This is a genomic window from Sphaerisporangium sp. NPDC049002, assembly GCF_040649355.1.
Taxonomy (GTDB): Bacteria; Actinomycetota; Actinomycetes; order Streptosporangiales; family Streptosporangiaceae; genus Sphaerisporangium.
Map to the genome: position 1 here is coordinate 1 of NZ_JBEZFH010000129.1, position 21,033 is coordinate 21,033.

General features: G+C 64.2%; 13 protein-coding genes. 7 read left to right on the forward strand and 6 right to left on the reverse strand.

Features of this window, described 5'->3' with window-relative positions:
- The 3 genes from AB0B89_RS23575 to AB0B89_RS23585 form a co-directional block, all read left to right on the forward strand.
- A partial coding sequence (locus AB0B89_RS23575; protein WP_358556618.1) for a DUF5753 domain-containing protein occupies positions 1 to 515 on the forward strand: 515 nt, incomplete at its 5' end.
- The gene (locus tag AB0B89_RS23580; protein WP_358556621.1) at positions 512 to 733 is read left to right on the forward strand and encodes a DUF397 domain-containing protein; all 222 of its coding nucleotides are present in this window, start codon (positions 512 to 514) and stop codon (positions 731 to 733) included. The genes AB0B89_RS23575 and AB0B89_RS23580, both read left to right, overlap by 4 nt.
- 267 nt (positions 734 to 1,000) lie before the next feature.
- Positions 1,001 to 2,233: an XRE family transcriptional regulator gene (locus AB0B89_RS23585; RefSeq protein ID WP_358556624.1), complete on the forward strand. Its 1,233-nt coding sequence runs from the start codon at positions 1,001 to 1,003 to the stop codon at positions 2,231 to 2,233.
- A 69-nt stretch (positions 2,234 to 2,302) separates the two neighbouring features.
- On the opposite strand, the gene AB0B89_RS23590 is transcribed toward AB0B89_RS23585, so the two are convergent.
- Positions 2,303 to 2,698, reverse strand: coding sequence for a hypothetical protein (locus AB0B89_RS23590; RefSeq protein WP_358556627.1), 396 nt, complete (start codon positions 2,696 to 2,698; stop codon positions 2,303 to 2,305).
- A gap of 1,048 nt (positions 2,699 to 3,746) precedes the next feature.
- On the opposite strand from AB0B89_RS23590, the gene AB0B89_RS23595 reads away from it, so the two are divergent.
- Positions 3,747 to 4,562 (forward strand): serine/threonine-protein kinase, encoded by an 816-nt coding sequence (locus tag AB0B89_RS23595; RefSeq protein ID WP_358556630.1) that lies wholly within the window; start codon positions 3,747 to 3,749, stop codon positions 4,560 to 4,562.
- 3 nt (positions 4,563 to 4,565) lie between these two features.
- On the opposite strand, the gene AB0B89_RS23600 is transcribed toward AB0B89_RS23595, so the two are convergent.
- The 4 genes from AB0B89_RS23600 to AB0B89_RS23615 are packed head-to-tail and all read right to left on the reverse strand — an operon-like array spanning position 4,566 to position 16,266.
- Entirely contained in the window at positions 4,566 to 6,476 is a 1,911-nt protein-coding gene (locus AB0B89_RS23600; RefSeq protein ID WP_358556632.1) for a DUF1998 domain-containing protein, read from the reverse strand.
- Position 6,477: 1 nt separating this feature from the next.
- The gene (locus AB0B89_RS23605; protein ID WP_358556635.1) at positions 6,478 to 9,684 is read right to left on the reverse strand and encodes a helicase-related protein; all 3,207 of its coding nucleotides are present in this window, start codon (positions 9,682 to 9,684) and stop codon (positions 6,478 to 6,480) included.
- Positions 9,668 to 11,611 (reverse strand): ATP-dependent helicase, encoded by a 1,944-nt coding sequence (locus AB0B89_RS23610; protein WP_358556638.1) that lies wholly within the window; start codon positions 11,609 to 11,611, stop codon positions 9,668 to 9,670. The genes AB0B89_RS23605 and AB0B89_RS23610 overlap by 17 nt, the downstream gene beginning before the upstream one ends.
- Positions 11,596 to 16,266 (reverse strand): DEAD/DEAH box helicase, encoded by a 4,671-nt coding sequence (locus tag AB0B89_RS23615; protein WP_358556641.1) that lies wholly within the window; start codon positions 16,264 to 16,266, stop codon positions 11,596 to 11,598. Before AB0B89_RS23615 ends, AB0B89_RS23610 begins: the two co-directional genes overlap by 16 nt.
- Before the next feature lie 543 nt (positions 16,267 to 16,809).
- Here AB0B89_RS23615 and AB0B89_RS23620 point away from each other — a divergent pair.
- From AB0B89_RS23620 to AB0B89_RS23630, 3 genes are read left to right on the forward strand one after another with little or no spacing between them, the layout of a single operon-like run.
- Entirely contained in the window at positions 16,810 to 18,882 is a 2,073-nt protein-coding gene (locus tag AB0B89_RS23620) for a helix-turn-helix transcriptional regulator (RefSeq protein ID WP_358556644.1), read from the forward strand.
- Positions 18,879 to 19,841, forward strand: coding sequence for a hypothetical protein (locus AB0B89_RS23625; RefSeq protein ID WP_358556647.1), 963 nt, complete (start codon positions 18,879 to 18,881; stop codon positions 19,839 to 19,841). Before AB0B89_RS23620 ends, AB0B89_RS23625 begins: the two co-directional genes overlap by 4 nt.
- Positions 19,841 to 20,707, forward strand: a complete 867-nt coding sequence (locus tag AB0B89_RS23630) for a DUF6339 family protein (RefSeq protein ID WP_358556650.1) — start codon at positions 19,841 to 19,843, stop codon at positions 20,705 to 20,707. The genes AB0B89_RS23625 and AB0B89_RS23630 overlap by 1 nt, the downstream gene beginning before the upstream one ends.
- Before the next feature lie 6 nt (positions 20,708 to 20,713).
- Here AB0B89_RS23630 and AB0B89_RS23635 read toward each other — a convergent pair.
- Positions 20,714 to 21,033, reverse strand: a 320-nt coding sequence (locus AB0B89_RS23635) for a DNA cytosine methyltransferase (RefSeq protein WP_358556653.1), incomplete at its 5' end; no start/stop codon positions are given.

Genomic DNA, 21,033 nt, shown 5'->3' on the forward strand with positions numbered 1-21,033 from the left:
GCTCGTCGATCAAGGACGACCGGCAGTCGTACAAGGTCACCGACAAGGCCTACGGCGTGAGCCGTACCCGGTCGGTGCCTGAGGAGATCGCGGCCCTCGCCGAGATCCGACTCGCACGTCAGGCGGTTCTCACCCGTCCGAGCGGTCCGCTGAAGGTCTGGGCGGTGATCTCAGAAGCCGTCCTGCACCAGCGCTTCGCGGTCAGGCCGGACACCATGCGGGATCAACTCCGCAGGCTACGAGAAGTCTCGGACCTGCCCAACATCACCTTGCAGATCATGCCTCTGGACGCCGCCCCACATCCGGGCAGCGCCGGCGGCTTCAGCCTGGTCGGCTTCCCGGACGCCATGCCTGACGTCGTACTGCTGGAAAACCTGATCGGTGCCTCATATGTTGAAAATGTCGCAGAGGTGAAGACCTTCGCCGACGCGTTCAACCGAATCGTCGCCACCGCACTCTCGGTAGACGACTCCGTGGCCCTGATCACCCGCATGGAGGAAGGCAACAAGCCGTGACCGAACCCACGCCAGACCTCTACGCCCACGACCTCTCCACCGCCACCTGGCACAAGTCCTCCCACAGCGCCGCCGAGAACGACTGCGTCGAGATAGCCAACCTCCCCAACGGTGCCAAGGCCATCCGCGACTCCAAGAACCCACGCTGTGAATCCTTGCGATGCACCGCATTGGAGTGGATCGCATTCCGCATGGGTGTCCTGCCTGGAGGACTGTGAGTAGGTCGAAGGGCAACCACGGCGCCCGCGGCTACTGGGGGCTCCGTGCTGGGGGAAGGAGCGGCCATGCGGGAACTTCAGTCGGGCGACGGGCGCGCAGGGGGCGGGCGGAACCGGTCGGTCGCGTGCCCAAGGCCCCGCCTGGTGGGCGCAGACGATGTCCTTGGCCAGGTCGCCGACCTGGAGCTTGGCGGGGATCGCGGAGATGCAAGCGCGTGACACTTCTGAATCAGACGGCTAACATTGATTCAGGAGGTGGAGGCGCTAGTGGATCTGCAGGAGATCGGCTTACGGGTGAGGCGGGAGCGCGAGCGTGCGGGTCTGACCCAACGAGACCTCGCCCACCGTGCCGGGGTCTCTCAACCCACCCTGGCTCGCATCGAGTTGGGCAGCCGGCCGAGACTCACGATCGCCGAACTCGACCGGCTGGCGACGGCCATGGGGATTCCGCTACGCGAGCTGACCTCGGGAAACCCTGTTAGGAACCGAGTCCGTATAGCGGCACGAATGGCGGAGGCTGCCACCGAAACGCATCAGGCGGCATTGCGAAGAGCAGTCGACATACTGGTCCTGGATGATCGCCTTGATCGACTTGTGGGCGCCAACCTGCCTCAGGTGTTTGAGGGGCACTGTATGGCCCTGGACCTACCGCTTCCCGACTCGGGCGATCCCAGCGAGGAGCAGGCACGCCAACTCGCCATGACCGTGCGGGGGGCGCTCGGACTGGGATGGGCGCCCTTGGCCGACCCTGCTGAACTGGTGGAGCAGCTCACCGGGGTCGATACTGCTGTGGTCGATTTTCCTCCAGGCATCGACGGGTTCACCCTGACCGATCCGGTCCGCGATGTCACTCTCATCGTGGTCGGGACGAGCGCGGTGGCCGAACGACAGCGTTTCACTTACTGTCATGAACTCGGCCACTTGCTTTTCGGCGATGGCACCGAAGCTCATCTTGTGGACGGGACCCGTACTTCGGGCGAACTTCGCTGCGATGCGTTCGCACGTCACCTCCTCGCACCAGAAGAGGGAATCAACGCATGGCTGGGTATCGACGATGCCCGGAGCGAGGTCGTCCTCGACGAGCGAACGTGTGCGCTTCTTGCCCGACATTTCGGGGTCAGTCTGATGGTGATCCTCATCCAGTTGGAGCGCATCGGTCTGGTGACCGGCCGGCGGGTGGAGGAATTGCGCAGTCCCAGCGGAGCACAATTGGCCTGGCGCTATGGGTGGGGTCCTCAGTACGCCCGCGAACAAGAGGTCAGTCGGACGGTTCGCCCCCCGCGACGAGTGCTCGAAAGGGCAACGATCGCCTATCGAGCCGGCAAACTCGGCATCCGGGTACTGGCCGAACTCGAAGGCGAAGACCCGTCGGTGACGCAAGCGGCGTTGACGGCGGCAGGTGTCGTGCCGGAACCACCGCAGATTCGACGGGCTAACCTGGATCGCCTTCTTGCTCGCACTCATTCACGAGAACATTCCCAAGAGCCGTCGGAAGGCTAGTCGCCGAGTAGCGGTGGAGATGTGGGATGTCTGCTCTCGGCCGCAGGATGAGATGGCAAGTTACTATATCTACCGACCGCTCTCGTCCCTTTCCATCGCCCATTGCTTGTACACTTCCACAAGTCCGCTACTTTCCAACGGGAGCATCCCGTCACCGTACCGACGCAGCTTCTGGTACGCGTCACGCAGGTCGGCACGTGTGGGGAAATGGCCTCTGTGGATGGCCAAGTGGAGCACATCCTCGATGGTCAGGACATTCACGCTCCAGTGAGCGGCCAACTCTTGGCCGCCCTGGTCGTCGATGAGCGCCATGACCTCCCGCCCTTGCTCGGCGAGGTGGACGCAGTGCGCTATGACGACCAGTTCTCCGAGATCTCGCTTGATGCCCAGTGCTTCTTCCAGCTCGAGCCCGCGGCTATCTTCGATCACCTGGATCACCCTGGGATGGGCGGTGGCGAGCTCCACGGGGGGCAATATGTGGACCCATTCACTCGATTCGAGCCTTGCCCAACGCTGTCGTAATCCCGGATACCTGCGATCCTTGCCTACGACCTCGTCGCACACTTCCCGCGGGATCTCCAACACAATGCCCACACTTGCAAGGACATCGATCAGTACCGACTGTAAATTAGCGCCAACGAAATGGACGCAAACAGTCGCGTCGAGCACACAGATCTCGCCTTGCCGACTTGAGGGGTCTTCTCCTTGATCGGCCACTCCTCTTCTCCTCACCCTCTTCTTGATGTCTAGGCGTTCTCATGCCTCTGTTCCCTTGAAAGGGTGCTTCGGGAGGCGTGTAGTCGAGCTCAAACCTGTCGCGGAGAAGACGATACCGGGTAATGGAGGTGCCGGTCCAGCCCTTAGGAAATATGCGCACAGACAGCATTCTGATCGCATTTGCCGACGTTTGTCCCTTTTGGGGATTTTGTTGATGTTCGGATAGATAATAGGGGTCGATCAGGTGGCTTGCGGAGGGGAAGAGTTGAGAGTAATGTGTCGAGATTGCCGTCAGTCGCAAAAGAAAAGTAGTGCAAGATTCAATCACCTCAACCCCCTGTGGTGGCGTTGTTGATGCTCTACATGAAACAGGGTTCGGACGTATCCTCCACGGTAGGCGAATTTCGACGCTTCCGGCGCAATGTCCGATTTGCAAATCCCATGATGGTAGATATTGATAAACCAGGCCTGGGGTGGTATTAATTCTGTTACCCATCGGATGGGTTCGGTTCCTGGGAGGCGTGATCACTTGCTTGTGTGCGTGCTTCATGAGCATGCGCATTCACTACGAAGGCGATGTTCTCGATTGAGATGAAGGCGGTGCTGCGACGGGGGCGCCCGGTAGAGTGGCGTGTATACATGCATCTACCGGATTCGTCGTTCGGGCACCTGTATCTGATAGGTCCTTAGTCTATTCTCGTGCTGCTCATGTTCTGACGAAATCCGCTGCCGTGGGCTGGCTGGCTCAGAGGTGACAGCGTATTAGGAACAAATTATGTTCGGAGGGGGGTGGACCATGCTGCATGGAGTCATTCTGCGTGGTCGATATAAACTGTTCGCAGAGCTTGGGAAGGGGAGTATGGGGGAGGTGTGGAAAGCGTTCGATCGTGTGCTGGGCCGTGGGGTGGCCGTGAAGGTGCTGCGTGACAACTTCGAGACCGAGCCCAAGAGGGTCCAGCGGTTCGTGAACGAGGCCAAGATCGGTGCCCAACTACAGCATCCGGGCATCGTGGCGGTGTTCGACTTCGGCGAGCACGAGGGGCGACACTTCTGCGTGATGGAGTTACTGGACGGCGAAGACCTGGCGAAGGTGATGACACGCGCACCTAACGGCTTACCGATCGAGAGCGTCGTGAACATCATAGACAGCGTTGCCGCGGCACTCGAGGCGGCGCACTCCAAGGGCGTCATTCACCGGGACATCAAACCAGCTAACGTCATGATTCTCGATGGCGGTGCCACGAAGATATGCGACTTCGGCGTTGCGAGGATGGTGCAACCGTTCGCGGGTAAGGGAACCGCAGGCATCGGCACTCTCGCCTATATGGCTCCAGAGCAATTTCAAGGAGGCCTGGGTGAGCGAGCCGATCTCTACTCACTGGGTTGCGTCGGTTACGAACTCCTGACAGGTAAGAGGCCTTTCCAGGGTAATCCTGCCGAGCTGATGTGGCGGCATCTGTGTGAGGTGCCGATCAGTCCGAAGGCTATCCGCCCGGAGACCCGTCCAGAGCTCGATAGCCTGATCCTCGCGCTGATGGCCAAGGACCCGGCCTGTCGGCCGAGCGCGAGGGACGTGATGCAGTGGCTGAAGGGCATGCGGGATTGTCTCTGACAGCTACGACCGGTCGTCGTGATCAGATTTTTTGAAGAACCCGGTGGACGGGTCCTCTGGGGTTCCGATGATCGTTGCGCGGTCCAGGAAGACGTTACCGGCCTCGCAACTGACCTCGGCGAGCAGTACGCACGCGTAGCAGGCGGCCAGGTTGAGGCTGTCGACACCGCGGGCTTCCGACTCCATGCACGGGGGGTCCTGTGAGCACCAGGAGGCACGGTCGAGCGCTGACTTCAAGGACTGGTACAGCCGACGATGATCACCTTGGGTGACCACTCCGCCCAGGCTGCCTTCGGAGTCACTGGTGGCGGTGTAGATGAGCACGCCTGCCATGTCATCGGACACGTACAGTCGTTCCCGTAGAGCGGCGGCAGGATAACCCGACTCCAAGGTCCACTCGTTGATCAGAACGTGCGCCAGGGTGTGGAGCAGCACGTAGCGGGGTCGGATCGGAGAGTGAACGTCGGTCAGCGCTTGCCGGTCGGCGGTCGCCGCCGCACGTTGACGTAGGAGAGCGGTGTGGTTGTCCCTGATCCACCCCGCGCGCTGTACCGGCCCTGGGCGGTTCTCCCACTCCCGTAGCCGCCTTTGGTCGACGGCGAGGAAGACCCCCTCGCCGCTGACCGCGATCGCAGGGAGCCAGTCGACGGCCTCCTGGGAGAGTGCTGCCTTGCGGAGTTCCGTACTTCCCTGCACCGGCATCTCGACTCGCGTGAACGACTGGAGCACTCGCACTTCGCGGAGGCGTTTCACCAGCATCGAGCGTTCGACGCCGTCGGGGAGAGGCGACAATAGGTCGGCTGGCGGAACGCACTCGAAGTGCGACCCACGCTCGATCTTTCCACTGCCGCTGTAGAGGTGCTCGTACTCCTCCTTCCGCAAGTCGTTAGCCGGCTCGAAACCTGATGCCTGATCAGAGTCGGAGTCCGTTCTCGTCTCCAACTCACGACGTCGCAGGACTGCTGTGAGCACTTCCTCCGGGGTGAATCTGTCGTCGTGGAGCACCCCACAGTGCTTGATCGCCTCGAAGAGGGCCGTTTCGGGCAGGCTGTTGTTCAGCAGACCATCGAGCAGCTTGTAATGCGGGTCGACCCGTTGCTGGAGGGTTTCAGACCATGGCGGGATGGACAACGCCGACCGGTTGATCGGAAACCATGCGGCCGAGGACCCTCGCTGCAGCGTACGGGGCGCGGCCGTACAACCGGGCTGTTCCGAGCCCCGACCGAGCCAGGGCCGACGCCCTTTGCACTTGATGCCCAGGGCGCTCATGGCGTCGCGGCCGAACGCTCCTTCCAGCGAGACGGAGGGCACACCGCACGTGCACTTCACGATGACGGAACGCAGTGACGCCGTGCCCCCGGAAGCGTGCAGGCTGAGACGGTGTCCGCCGTCGAACGCCCGGTCGCCCGGGGAGTTCTTCTTGTGCACCCACTCGAAATAGGGGAAGTCGTCGAGGTGGCCGTACTGGCAGGCGATGACGAACCTGGAGGGGACGAGGGGCCTCTCGCAGGCGCCGCAGAGATTTTTGCCCGCCGGCGAGCCGAACCGTCTGTGCTCTTGGAGGATCTGGCAACCAGGGCAGGAGTAGATCTCGGGAAACAGTCTGATCTTCACCCCGTTGCCGGATGACGGGTTGTCCGCAGGAGGGAGTTGAAAGTGGGAGACGGCCATCCCCTCGTGGTGCCTCATCCATTTCTGTAGCCGAAACTCATAGATGGCGTCCGAGGGACGCACCTTCCAGGTGTCCAATCCGCTGACGATGTACGAGCGATCGTCCAGTGCGACCATCGCGCCGACACCGTACGTACTGATCATCTGGCCCCGTCGGACGGCTCCGACCGGCTTACTCGTCATCTCCGAGTCGCCGTTGCGGCGACCGGTGGAACGGCGTGTTCGTCCATCGCGCAGGGCCATGTCACTTCTCCAGATAGAGGTCTGATTCGACGTCGACGTCCCGCAGGCTCCACAGTGTGGGGAACGCATCGTCGAGGTCTTCGTCCGAGTGGCTGCGCAGCAGAGCGGCGTTCGCCGGGCGCGGCTCACTCCGTTTGAACGTCGACTTGGCCTCGTACACCAGGCCAGGATTCTCCTCTGCAAGCTCCAGCCAGGCATCGATGACGTGGTCGAGGTCCTCCGCCGTAGCGTCCAACTCTTCCGGCGCGATCACATCGACCCGCTGGAGGATCCGCTCCTTCAGATCGTCCAGATGCTTCGTGAACTCGTGCACTCGCCCGGCGGCATGGTTGGGCCGCAACTCGGGATGGAGCAGTCGCGCCATTCCGACGAGCACCGCGTGAAGGGCGCGGTCGCGGGCGCGGGCCGAAAAGGGGGTCACGCTGGTGGACTCGACCTGTCGGTAGAGGGCCGAGTGGTAGGACACGAAGCTCTCGTAGTGGGAGCGGTCTCGGGAGCGGCTCGCGTTGAAGAGCATGACCACCAGGCCGGGATGTTGACGCCCCACCCGGCTGCTGGACTGGATGTACTCGGCGGTGGTCTGGGGTTGGCCCATGATGGCCATCAGCCCCAGGCGGTCGACGTCCACCCCTACGGAGATCATATTCGTCGCGAGCACGGTGTCGAAGACGTTGTCATCGGGTAGTCCGCGTTCCAGATCCTTGAGGCGTGCGGGAATCTCGCTGGACTTCACCCGACTGGTCAACTCGGTGAGCTGATCGGCGATACGCAGTTCGTGTCCGTGCTGCTCGGCGAGGAGCCGCAGCCGGTCCTGTACGTCGTCCAGCACCTGTAGTTCCGCTGCGGCCAGAAGCCGAAGGCTGTTGAAGTAGCCCACCAGGGTCCAGTAGGCGTCGCGAACCATAGCGTCGCCCTTGATCTCCGCCGCGTGATGGAGAAGGGCCGCGTAGGCGCGGACGAGCAGGGTGGCCTGGCTCATGTTCGGCGTCAACAGACCGAGATAGAGCCGTGATGCCTTCTTGTCCGCCGGAGTCTCGACCGCGAACCAGGAGTCGCGAGCGTCCAACCCCGCCGGGGGGAATTGCTGGACGTCCCGGTCGAACAGCCGCCTCCCCTGTTCTTTGGCCCGGCGGATCGTCGCCGTGGAGGCGATGACCTTTGGCCGGCGCGCGGCGGCGTCGACCGCGGTCTCATAGAGACCGGTGAGGCTGCCGAGCGGTCCGGATATCAGGTGCAGCTCGTCCTGGACGATCAGTTCGGGAGGGGCGGTCGTGGAACCGTCATTCAGGTTGAAGAGCGATGCGACCTCCTGCCGCCAGGCGATCTGCGCGAACTTGTCAACGGTCGCGATGATCAGCGTCGGACGGACGGTGTAGATCATCTCGTCGACGACGTGAACGGGCAGCGCCCCATGGAAGTCGCAGTCGGAACTGGGACAGAAGATCCGCATGTGCGAGATCTCCGCATCGACCTCGTAGTGCCAGGCGTCCATGGCTGTGCCGCACCATGGGCAGTTGCGCAGCTGTATCGGGTTCTCGGTCTGCAGTTCGTCACCGTTGCGCAGCTTCTTGATGGCGACGGCTGCGTCCTTGAGGCGGTTCGGCGTGGCCGCGGCGCCGACCCACATGCCGATGGAGATCGGCTCCTGGCCGAGCTCCGCCAGCCGATCGCGACGCTTCATCTCCATGGCGCAGATGAGCGCGGCCGCACGTTCGAACTGCTGCAGCGTGAGCAGTCGCAAGGTGTAGCGCATCAAGGCGGTGACGCCACCACCCGCGTCCCCATTGCGGAGACGCCGGAGGAACACGGTGAACGCGATGATCCCCAGGTAGGCCTCGGTTTTGCCACCTCCGGTGGGGAACCAGAGCAGGTCGGCGAGGTCTCTATCGGGATGATCCTTGTCGGCGACGCCTCCCAGACAAAGCAGCAAGAAGGCGATCTGGAATGGCCGCCATCGTCCGTCGAGCGGCACCGGCCCCTTCCGTCCCGCTTTGATCCAGCTCGTCCGGCCGCGTTGCTTGGCCATCGCATCGTTGGCGTACTTGAAGGCGGTCATGACAACCGGGTCGCGACGAAGTGCCTCAATGCCCGCCCCCATCCGATCGCAGGCGGTCTCACACTGGGCGATCTGCTCCGCCGCCGCCTGCCCGAACTCGGTGGATTCCAGTACGCGTGCCTCCTCCGCCCGTTCGCCGATCCAGGAACGGTACCCGTCCACCAGACGGCGCAGCGTGGCGATGACATCGTCCGAGGACGCCTTCGCCAGGTAGGCCATCTCCAGGCCCGAGGCGTCGATGTCGCGGTTGGAGTCGGTGAGCAGAACATCCTGCGCGGGGACGAACGTGGTCCACACGGCCTCGATTGCGCCCGGCCGTCCGCTCAGCAGTTCCTCGTCTCGGGGAGCGGGCGGTGTCCAGTCCCAGTCGGCGGCGCAGCCGTGGCCGATGGCGAAGGTCGGAACGTGTCGGTATAGGAGCCGGTTGACGTGCATCTCCAGTTCGTCCACGCCGACCGGGACGGGTCTTTCCACCAGCGCCTTCGTTCCCGGTCGACCGGTCACGTGGACGGTCGGTTGGAACAGACAGTGCGCGTCCTGCAGGTCGTAACCGCCGATCTCGTGATCGTTCAGCAGGGCGACCGTGATGGAGACCGCTCCGGTCGCTGGGTGCGCCGGTCGAATCCGAAGTCGTAACTGGATGCCCGGCGCGAGTGCCTTGACCACATGCCGGGGCTCGGTGATGTCCAGTGTGACCGGGGCGAGGTTCAGTGGTCGGCGCTTCCAGCGCAAATCCCGTTCTTCGGTGCTGCGTCGGACCGCCCGCTGTGCCTGGACCGGTCGCCCCTCCTTGTCGACCGGGTCGTACATGGCCGTCGTGACTGACACTGTGATGGTGTTGGAGATCGAGGGGGCGACGGCGAACGTCAGGCCCATGGAGGAGGGGGTCTGCCGATTGGCCAAAGAGACGCCGGTGTCGGGCGCCTCGTCCACCGTGAGCACCGCCGGTGCCAGGTCCACATCTCGCTCTGCTGCGGCCGAGGCGAGCCGCTCCTCATCGATGCGCCTGGGGAAAAGCACACCGGCGGCGTAAGCGGTGATCGGCGCATCGGTGAGAACCTCGTCCACACCGCCGACCGGTCCCGCCAGATCGAGTCGAAGCCGATCGACCAACTCCGCCCGAAAACGGTAGTGCTCACTGTGCCTCGACACCACTGTGCTCCTCTTGAACCTTCTTGTCCCACGTGAAGTGACTGAGACCGACGAGACGTGGAGCGAGCCATACCCCGTGCTCGCCGAGTCCCGCTTCGATCCCCGCGGCTTGGCTGCCTGCGACCGTCTCGATGGCATCGACTCGCACGCCGGTGATCGAGCGGGGCCAGTTCTGCGGGACGTAGTTCTTGGATGTCTGCAAATGGCGGTATAGGTGGAATCGGAATCGGTCGGAGACCGTGCCGATGGGACGACCGTCATGCAGGATCAGGTAGGGAGGACTCAGCTCTAGGGCCAGGGGATCCTGATCGAGCCGTTGGAGAACGACCTCGTCGCCAGGGACGATCTTGGTGGCCAGGTAGTCCTGTGCCTCAGCCACGTCCCCGGCGAAGTCCCGCATTCCGGCTGGCTGTTCGGTGTGCACGTCACCGCCGACGATTTCCAGGCCGTCACGACGCCAGAACTGGTAGTGGTAACACCCCCAGCGGCCGGTAGAGTCGTCCATGCGGATGTGCCGCATGTCCAGCGCGTCGAGCCAGTACAGCGCGTCACGGGGCCTGGTCATGGCTACGTACAGCAGGCGGGCCTCCTCCGCCGGGTCCACCTCACGGCGGGCACGTCTGCTCCGCTGGTCCTGGCTGGCGGCACGGCGTGGGAGGGGGCCGGGGTCGACGACCAGGACGCGGTCGAACTCCAGGCCCTTCGCGCGGTGACATGACGACACCACGAGCTGGGCGGGGGGCTGCGCGGTGAGCTCGTCGGGCAGACGGTGAGAGGCCAGGGCCGCACGCAGCCTGCCCACGTCGAGGCTGCTTTCTCCTCTGTGCCTTGGATCGGTACGTGCGAGGAGTCGCCACAATCGGTCCGGGGGGTCGGCCTCGGGCGTCGGTAGATCGGTGATCAGCTCGTCGAACCGGGACCGGCTCAGCGTCGAGCCCTCGCATCGCCTAAGGAGCAGCGCGAGCCAAGCAGGGGTGGCCCGGTCCCGTGCCGATCGCTGAACGCGATGCGGGACACCGAGAGAGTGCAGTTGCTCCGAGATGACGAGCGACTGACCGTTGGTCCGACAGAGAATCGCGGCCGTGCCGGGATGACCGGTGAGCATGTCGCGAACCAGTTCGTTCAACGCGCCGAGGTTGAGCAGCTCGCCCCGCAAGGTCGCTCGCAGCGCGTCATAGAGCTGCTGTCCTCTGCCGTCGTCCGCTTCCGTGAGTGTTCGCAGGGCGGGGCCGTATTTCAGAGCCGTTCTCGCGTCTGGAGTCCGAGCCCGGAAGTTGTCGGTGAGTTCGAGTTCCACCAGGTCTTCGTCCCATACGGCCCGGAGCCAGACGAAGAAGCGGTTGGTCTCGCCAGCCCGCTCAGCGGGGTCCCGCACGGTGAAGCCATAGATCGACTGGGCGGGGTCGCCGACGACGGTGAAGCCGCAGTCGAAACGGTCCAGCAGCGCCTCAACGAGATCTCGACGCGAACCGACCAGATCCTGTACCTCGTCGATGATGACATGACGAAGGTCTTCGTAGAGGTTGTCGGCGCGCTCTTCCTCGATCGCCTGGCGGGCGCCGGCTATCCGAGCCTCGAAGGTCCGGTTCGGCCAGTCACCAGCTGCGTCCACCTGGGTCAGCAGGTCCAGCGCCCAGGAGTCGAAGGTCTGTGCTCGTACGTGCCGCGCGGCGTCGCCGTGCAGGGCGAGCCGCTCGGTAAGCTCGCGCACCGCGGCTCGGGAGAACGTGAGGACGAGGATCTCGCCGGCGCTCAGGTCCTCGACCTGCACCAGCCGCTCCAGGCGCCGTACCAGGGTGTGCGTCTTGCCCGCTCCGGCGCCTGCGGTGACGAGCACCCGCGCATCGGCGGGCTGGTCCACTACGGACTGCTGCTCGGGGGTGAGCGTCGGCGTCGCGGCGTAGATCTCGCTCACGAGCGGCTCCACAGGTACTCGAACTCGGTGAAGGCGAGTCTCTTGTCGTAGTTGGTGATGTTGTCGGCCACGTCGAGGATCAGGCAGGTCTCCTTACCGCCGTTCTTCGGGCCGCGGAGACCGCGGCCGATCATCTGCTGGTAGACGTTCGGACTGAAGGTCGGTCGGGCCACGATGACGACCTCGGTGGCGGGGGCGTCGAACCCCTGGGCGAGGACCGCGTAGTTCGTGAGGACGCGGATCTTCTTCGCGCGGAACTCCTCGATGCGGCTTCGCCGATCCCCGCTCGGGGTGGCAGAGTCGATGGCGGCCGAGCGAATGCCCCGATCGTTGAGCTTGGCCGCCAACAACTTCGCGTGATTCACCGAGGTGGCGAACACCAGGACCGGGCTGTCCGGAGGCAGGGCCTCGATCTCCCTGACCAACATCTGATTGCGCTCGACGTCGCGTCCCAGCCGGTCCTCGGCGGAGGGCGGCAGGCGGGAGCCCTGGAATCCGGCCGTATGCTCCAGTTCCTGCGAGGTCAACTCGATTGTGGCTCCCGTGAGCTGACGGTGCTCCGCTCTCGCCAGCACACCGAGTTCTTGGAGTTCTTGGTACGGATCCGACGCGAACACCCCCTCGTCGATCCGAGTCCGGCCGTACCGCTCCACCAGCCGACGCGTCTCCTCCTCGTTGAATCCGCGGTACGGCGTGGCCGTGAGACCGATCAACGGTCGCGCGGACTCGCGGTGCGTGATGCCGAGAAGGGAGAGCAGCTTCGTGTAACGAGGCGTGATGGAGAAATGCGCCTCATCAATGATCACGAGGGACGCGTCCCTGAGCCAGGCGTATTCCGGCTTGTCCAGGCAGACTTCCAGTTTCGCGTCGGTGGCGACCACCAGGTGGGCGCTCTCCTTGATCGCGGTGGCCTCCCGGCTCTCCCAGAGCCGGTTGATGGTCAGCCGTTCCCCCGGTCCCACCTTCGACCATACGAACGCCCAACTCTGGACTGCCTGCTCACAGAGGTCACCAGTCTGCGCGATCCAGAGCACGGGGCGCCCGTCCAGTCCTCTCTCCTTGATCACGCGGATCACCGCTTCGGCCGCCACGCGGGTCTTGCCGGCGCCGGTCGGCAGGCACAGCATCCCCTTCGGCGCTCTGTACCTGGTGAGCAGGTCGAACATGTTGCCGGCCAGCTTCTCCTGGTAGTCGTGCAACCGCGGGTAGGCGGTCGGTCCCGCGACCAGCTCGATAGGGGGCAGGTTTTCGCTCCTCGACCCGGCGAACGACTCCGACAGTCCGAGGTCGCTGACAAGCCGGAGCGAGTTCGTGTCACCTCGGAAGCTCGCCGCCGCCTCCGGGATGTTGGCCTCGATGTCTTTGCGGTAGACGCGCAGCAGGTCCGGCCCGAACGCGTTGTGGGCGAGCTGTGCGATTCGTTGATCGTTGACGGGCTTCCCCGCCTCCGCCTCCTCGCTCTCCAGCAGGCCTTGGGGCAGGCCCTTGCGCAGAGCGTCCGGGCCGACCAATTCCAGTACCTTGTCTGCGGGGTCGGCGGCGGTGCGCGCGCGCTGCAGACGCTCATTGTTGCGCTTCTTCTCCCGCAACTCCAAGATTCTCTGGCACCCGAGCCGGCCGAGGCCGAGCTTCAGCGATCCGTCCATGGCCAGCAAAGCCGCAAGATCGTCGGCAGGACGTAGAACGAACACCGTACGGTCGTGGACCTGGGCCGCGGCCGTGATCTCCTGTGTGCGCATTCCATTCGGTGTCCTGATCAGCTCTTCCAGCTCACTGCACCGCACCAACGACCAGCCGTCCACCTGCGGCCCACGCATCGCCTTCAGGTGCGGGAACTCGTCGGTCAACAGGGTCGCGTCCGCCTCCGACACCCACCGCAGCTCTTTCTGGATCACGTCCGCAGGGGAGAGCATGCCCCAGGTCTCCCGCATCTGCCGAGCCGCCTCTTCGGATGGGGCGAGCAGCGCGGGCACACTCTCACGGACGAGAGCCTCGTATTCGGTGCGGTTCTCGGTGACCGCGATGTTCTTGTCCTCGATGTCGCTGCGCCATAGGCCGCCGACGCGGCATCGGGTGGTCGCTCCGTCGGGCCATGCCGAATCCGCCTTGAGGAGAAGCGCGTAGACCTTCCCCGGGAAGCCGTCGTCCTCGCTGCTTCCCGCTTCTTGGACCAATTCCTGCCACAGGCTGTCGCGGATGGCGGTCGTATCACCGGGCAGCCCGAGGACGTCGGCGGTGGGCGTGGACAGGTTCGCCACAGGCAGTACATCGGCGTGGTCGCGAAGCGAGGGACCTACGCAACGTGTCAGGGCCCGGACCCCGCGGGACGTCTCCAACTGGCCGTACATGCGAGCCATCCAGACCAGGGGGGACATCACGGCCTGTCGGGTCGCCGTCTGACGGCCGACCTGCATCGTCCATGTGCTGACGAGTCCGGTGCGCGGCAGCTCCCGTAGGAAGGCCGCTCGTCCCTCCGCCGACAGTTTCGTGAGGAAGTGCAGCGGTCCCGCCGGCGGTGCTCCCTCGAATCGCATGGTCGCCATTTGTGGGCGCTGCACGGAGGAGGGTAGCTTCTTGCAGTAAAGCTTCCACCTGCTCTCTACGTACGACTCGTACCAGGGCTCCTGGCGAGGATCTTTTCCGAGTACCGGTCCCTCCAGGAGGCCGAGATCCCGAAAGATCGGACGGTCTGGAGCATGGAAGTCCACGTCCACCGCGATTTCGGCGTCTCGTGAACCGTCGGCCGGGACCACCTTTCCGGGCAGCAGGGAGTCAAAAATTCGGCGGAATCCTCCCTCGACCGTCCGCACCTTCAGCAGCTTGGCCGTGTCGATCCTGGCGTTGCGTAATGCGGCGAGGGTGTCGGCGGGCCCGGCCTGTCGGGACAGTTCCCAGAAGTCCGCCCACTGTGCATGGTCGTAGCCGGTGAAGCCCTGCTCCACGACGGAGGCGAACCGGCCGGCGGCGTCGGCCTCGTGGATACCGAGCTCGTCGAGCGCGCGTCGAACCGAGTCGTCGGAGACCACGCGATCGTCGACGTAGGTCATCTGATCCGATAGCCGGTCATTGATCGTGCGTCGAAAGAGCGAGGGGGAGGGCGCCACGAGGGTGTTCGACTCGGTCAGGATGATCTCGGCTTCGAGGGCCTCCGTCGCGAGATCGTGGTTCAGCCGCTTCATGTCCGCGACGATCAGGATGGCCTGGGCGGACGCCTCGGGGGACCTGTCCTGGACGAGTGCCTCCAGCCATTCGCGAACCGTTCGCACCGGGATCTTGGCCTCACGGAGTATCCGTTCGGCGCTCTGCCGGCGATGGGACGTCTTCTCCACTGAGTGATGGCACCAGTTCTTTGGCCGGCCGGCATGGCCTGCCCAGAGTTCCCGCCAGAGCGGACGGAGGTCCGCCGGGTGGAGGTTGACCTCGGCGGGTGCGCGGAAGCGACCCTCCTGGTCCACGAGGGTGGGACGTGTCGTCGCGGTCTTCCAGATGGCGTCGACGAGATCGGTCGCCGCGAACTGCGGCTCTTCTCGTCCTCGGGCGGGAACCTGGTCCAGATAGGCGCAAGGGTCGTCATCCCGGGCAAGCAGCCTCAGGGAGTCGACCACGAGTTCGGCGGCCACCTGGATCAGTTCCGTGTTGAACGCGTTGGCGTCGTACAGGTTCTGTCGGTCTTCGCTGGTCTTCCAAGGCGCGTTGACGATGCCTCGGAGCGTGGTGGTGAAGTTCGTCGGGAAATAGGCCCAGAACCTGCCGAGGATGTTGTCTCTGCTCGTTCGGTCGGGCACCGCCCAGGAGACGTCCACCTCGGGGCGGTCGTGCAACTCGCCGGCCTCCCCCAAAGCCTTCTGCGAGGGACGGTGTGTTCTGGTGAAGACGCGCCATTGTTCGGTCGTGCTCCTGCCGGTGTTCGTCCGCACGGTGATGGTGTGACGATCTCCGGAGATCTCCCGAGAGATCTCCCGTATGTCCGGCGTCTGTCCTCGCCTGTCCTCCAGGGCCACAACGCCGACGTGCGCGGAGAAGAGCGGGAACGCGTTCGGGAAGTGTTGCAGGTCTAGCGCGAGCCGGTCGATGTGGGCCGGCTTGAGAGGTAGACGGACGACGGTCGTCGCCCATGTCAGCAACTCGGCCAGCACAGCGTCCTCGGCCATCTCCTCGTCACGATCGAGCGGCTGCGCCATCCGCAGCACCGGGACGTCGACGGCGTCCGGCTGGACTGATGTGATCTGCCGCCTGGCCAACTCGCGGTCGAAGCCGAAGCTCTTGTCGTTGTCCCGGCTGAAGAACTGCGGCGAGTCGGTGACGCTGAGGACCGACTTCACTCCCACCCCGAACCGCCCGATCTGACCGCCGCGTTTCCGGGAGACGCTCATACGGAGGATGGTGTCCGCGCCCTCGGGTGTCATCGAGGTGCCCTGGTTCGCGCAATAGAGATAGCGTTTGGTCAGGACGACGCTGATCTTCCCCCCTGGATCGTTCCTCAGCTCATCGGCGCCGTTCTGGACCAGCTCGTAGACCTGCCGATCGCCGTACCCGCCCTCCTTGATGCGTCGTTCGCCGTTGGCGTGCTCCTGTATCAGCCCCGGGTCGATGCGGTAGGTCTCGAGGACTCGTTTCGACTGCTCCAGGATCACCTGGAGGACGGAGGGTGTCCGGGGGGCACTCACGACTGTTCGGCTCCTTGGGCGGGGGTCTCATCAAGCGACCTGTGACACGTCTGCTCGCAATGAGCCGTACCCGGTCGGCGCGCTCTTGAATAAAGATTGGCCGACTTTATCAAGGCACGGCGAAAAGAGTTGTTCTCCCGACGATGGCCGTATGTTGGCCTGGGGTCGCAAAGACGAGCATAAGAGCGTGGAGCGGCCGCGCTTTGCGGATGAAGGCCTCGCGATCGGACGCCGAGTATTCCTGTGTCTGATCGTTCCATGTGACTGCGAGGGTCTCTCGCATTCCGGGATGTGCGTCGCTGATACTGCCAGATGCGACATGCCTCTCGCAAGCCGCTTTGAAGAAATTTATACCTGCTGCGAGGAGTGGGCTAATAATAATGGACATCCAGGTATTTACATGGACGTATCGGGCGTAATGTAAGACACTGCGCCCTGGTTCGGTGCGCATATAGACGATGTGCGCCGTAGGGTCGTGTCAAAGCGCTTTTGACGTACTCTCTGGCGTCAAAGGCGTTGAAGGCAAGGTCAAGGAGGGGGAGGATGCACGATTCCGAGGCGTTCGGGGTTTGGCTGGGCCGGCAGTTACGGCGGAGGGGAATGAGTCAGGCCGACCTCGCCGCCGAACTCGACGTCACCCGAGCCGCCGTCTCCGCATGGATCACCGGCCGAGCAGAACCCCGCATGGATAAAATCCAGGCCATCGAAGAGGTTCTCGGTCTTGCCTCCGGATCATCGGTGACAAGGGAGGAGATCCCCGACTCGGCGGGCACCATCGCCTGGTATCACCGTCCTGCCCACGCCGACGGCGGCAGAGAACTGGGCAATGCTGCGACCTTCGCCTTCGATTCCGATCTCGCCGTCCTGGCCCGCGAGGCCACGCAGAACAGCCTCGACGAGCGGTTGGTGTCCAACACTCGGCCTGTGAGGGTCCGCCATGTCCTCCACGAACTGACGGGGGAACGGCTTTACCGCTTTCTGGCCGCCATCCGCTGGAATGACCTGCAGGAGCACTTCGTAGCCGCCGCCGATTCTGGGCAAAAGGTCGGCAGGATCCTCGCCAACGGCTTGCGTGAACTGCAGGAGAGCGGACGTCTGCTGTTGTTGAGGGTGGACGATTACAACGCGTCGGGCCTGATCGGCCCGGAGTACGAAAACGGAAAGTTCTCCGCGGTCGTTCGCCGGCAGTTGGACAGCAACAAGGGCACGTCGGCGGGCGGCTCGTACGGCCTGGGCAAGGCGACCCTCTGGGCGGCGAGTCAGTTCGGCCTCGTGTTGATGCACAGCACCCTGTCCAAGCCGCACGAGGGGCGGTGGGAACGACGGCTGATCGGCCGCCTAGATCTCCCCTGGCATGAGGTCGACGGTCGGGAGTACGCCGGGCCGGCGTGGCTGGGCGAGGCGGATCCCCAGCGCCAAGGGGCGGCACGGTCCTGGTGGGCAGACGAACGGACCGTCGAGGAGCTGTGCCTGACCAGGGAGAGCAATGACCCGGGAACCTCCTTCCTTGTCGTCGGCGCCTATGACGCCACCGGCGAGGAGGCAGATCTGGAGACGATGCACAGTGTGCTCGTGCGCAGTTTGGCCAGGAGCTTCTGGGCATCGATGATCGCCGGCCGCGATGCTGATCCTTTTCTGGAGGCCTCCGTAGTGGCACTGCGCGACGGACACCTCGTCGTCGCCGAGGAACGCGTCGACCCGTACCATCACGAGCCTGCGCGATCGCGCGCCGTCAAGGCCTTTCTCGACGGGAACACCGTCGAAGAGATGACCAATGCCCAGGACGTTGTGAGGGCTTCCGTCCCGCTGACGATCCCCCCGCGCAAGGCCACGAGGCGGGCGGTGCCCACAGACCATCAGGCGGTCCTGCTGGTGACTCCTACAACGGAGGACGACGCAGCGCCCAATCGCCTGGTCTGCATGCGGAGCAGCCGCATGGTCGTCATGGATCGTGCGGTCAGCGACGTTCCCTTGGGTGCGCCGCGTTTCCAGGCGGTACTGCTCGCAGGGGACGCGATCGATGAGAGCACGCCTGACACGGCTGCGGCAGAGGAATTCCTCAGGGCCGCCGAGCCGCCTGAGCATAATGACTGGAAGCAGACCGATGACCTGACGGCGAGCTACACAAGGGGCGCGGCGAGCCGGATACGAGATTTTCGGCGGGCGATGTTGGATCGACTCCGGGCGGTGGTCAAGCCCGCTGAGGTGGAAGTCGACGACACACCTCCGGTGCTTAGAGACCTGCTCACTCTCGACCCGTCTCCGGTGCCACGAAGCCCCGGCTTTCCCACGATTCGGAGCGCGAGCGGTTCCATCGACCAGGAGGGGGCTTGGCGGGTCAGGGTGGAGGTGCGGCTTCCCGAGCGCGATGACGAGTGGCTGATGGAGCCGGTGCTGCGGTTCGCCACCAGGTCCGGTCCTCGCCCACAGGCCGAGTGGGCCTTCCTCTCGGCCGAGGCCAACTGTTGGGTCACTGAAGAAGGGCTGCTCAGATTCCCCGCCGGTGCCCGCACGGCAGCCTTCACAGGGGTGAGCGTCGTGGCGAGCCATCCGGTCGCGGCGACGATGACCACGGTGGAGGTCGATCTGGTCCGAGCGAAGGAGCGAAGACGGTGAAGCGTTTGGTTCCCTATCCGGTTCTGGCCGGCGACCTGTCCCTGGAGGTCAGGGAGGTGCGCCTTGATGACGTGGCGCTACCCTTCGCGATGATCTCGCCTGCAAACCGGGTCGTCGCGCTTCATCAGGTGGAACGGCAGAATTGGGAGACGGCGAGGCTGTCACTAGTGCTCCGCGTGCCCCGGCAGGAACTCCAGTCCGGCCGGTGGTCTGACACCTCCTGTTTCGCCGTGTTGTCCGAACGGCGCACCAATGTGCGTGCTGCCGCGCGCCTCAGAGAGGATGCCTCGGGATCGTGGGTGGGCGAGGTGGTGCTGTACCGCGATCGTCATGTGGCGCGTGCGGATCTCACCGCCACCATGGTGGCCACCGTGGGCGAAGTGGCGGGAAGGGTGATCGGTGAGGCCCGCGACCTGTGGACGATCGACCTTCAGGCGCGTGCTCCCACCAAGGCCCAGAGCGTCAAGACCATATGGGCCGATTTCGCCGACGAACGAAACCCTCATCTCCATCCGTTACGTCTGGATCCCTGGGCGGTGGAGGCGGTCGGAGACATGCCCGTCCTGTATCTCAATAGGGGTTTCGAAGGACTCGAGAGCCTGCTGAGGAGCAACCGTGTCGCTGACAGGCCGGTTCGTGACGCCATCGCCGCACAGATCGCCGCCGACGTCTGGACGACTCTTTTCAACGCCGCCGTGTACGCCGTGCATGTGGAGGACGGACGTCCACAATGGCCGGGAGGATGGCATGAAGCCGCCCTTCGACGAATGTTGCCGGACGCCTTTCCCAACCACTCCGCCGATGATGCCCTGGTGGAGATCGTGAGCCGCCGGCGGGTCGGAGACGGCGGGGATTTGCAGACCAGGATCCTGCACGCCGCTACTCGACAGGGCCGAATCCCACGTAACCTCGCAGGTCTCCTCCGGACCCTGCGCAGTACCGGTCAGGAGGATGAATGATGGCCACTCCGGAGTACTTCGCGTTGCTGCTCGACGAGGTGGCGGCCAAGCACCTGACCGTCGCGGTTCTGCAAGGATGTGAGACCCTACAGGACCTCGCGATCGACCGCTCTTGTGAGGCACTTCCTGCCGAAACCCGCTGGGCCACAGAGCCGGTGTGCGACCTGTTGGAAGAGGCCGTGAAACGGTTCGATGATGACGCTGCTCGAACGGCGGCGGACGCGTGGTTGGCGCCTCGCCTCCATGCGGCATTACGGCTGACGAGGGGAGAGGCCGCGGACAGTCGATTGTGGAATCACCTTGCGCTACGGGTGGCGCCTCATTACGTCTTCTGGCGGCACCAAGGGAGGTCCTCTCTGGTGCAGCCGGTGCCCACTGTGAACCGGAGTCGGTTCTCGGGGCCCTTCTACTCGCAGGCGTTCGCCCGGCTGTGGTGGGCGGCCGAACTGTTCCGCGACGGATACGACTACCGGCCGGCCGTCACCGCCTGTGGGAACCAGGACGTGCTGAACACCGTCCTCCGCCTGGAGATCATCCTGCATCGGCCGGTGGCTCAAGCCTTGCTCCGGCTGTTGGAACAGGGGACCGTACGCACAGGGCGTGATGTCAACGCCCTCGCCCAGGCTGTGAACGTCGCGGGGACCACCTTGATGTTCGAGGCGATCGCCCCCGATGCTGACCTTGATCCGGATGCCTACCGGAGCTGGATCGAGAGTGTGGGAGACGGTCTGGTGCCGTTGGATTCACTACCTGATGGGCCCGACGACGGAAGGGCGCCTCTCGGTGCGGTGAAAGCCCTCGTCCCTCTCTTTGAACGGCTCTTCGCCGACGCGCCAGTGCGCGGCAGGACGGCTGCAAGTGAATGAAGGGTGTCACGCTGTTCCCGGCGAGCCGGGGCTGGACACGTGACCGGTGGCCCTCAGATAGGAATACACCCGCCCTGCAATGGCCTTGGCCAGATCTACCGGAACAGCGTTACCAATCTGCCGCGCTATCTCGATTTTGCTGCCGCACCAGAGATAGTCCTCGGGGAATCCTTGAAGGAGCGCCGCCTCATAGTGGGTGATGGGGCGATGAGCCCAGGGATGTAGATAACGCCCCTTTTCGGGCTTGTAGAACTCTGTGCGAATGGTCACCGATGGGCGATCCAGGTACAACCTGCCCATCACATCGTGCGACCCGGAGCGATGTT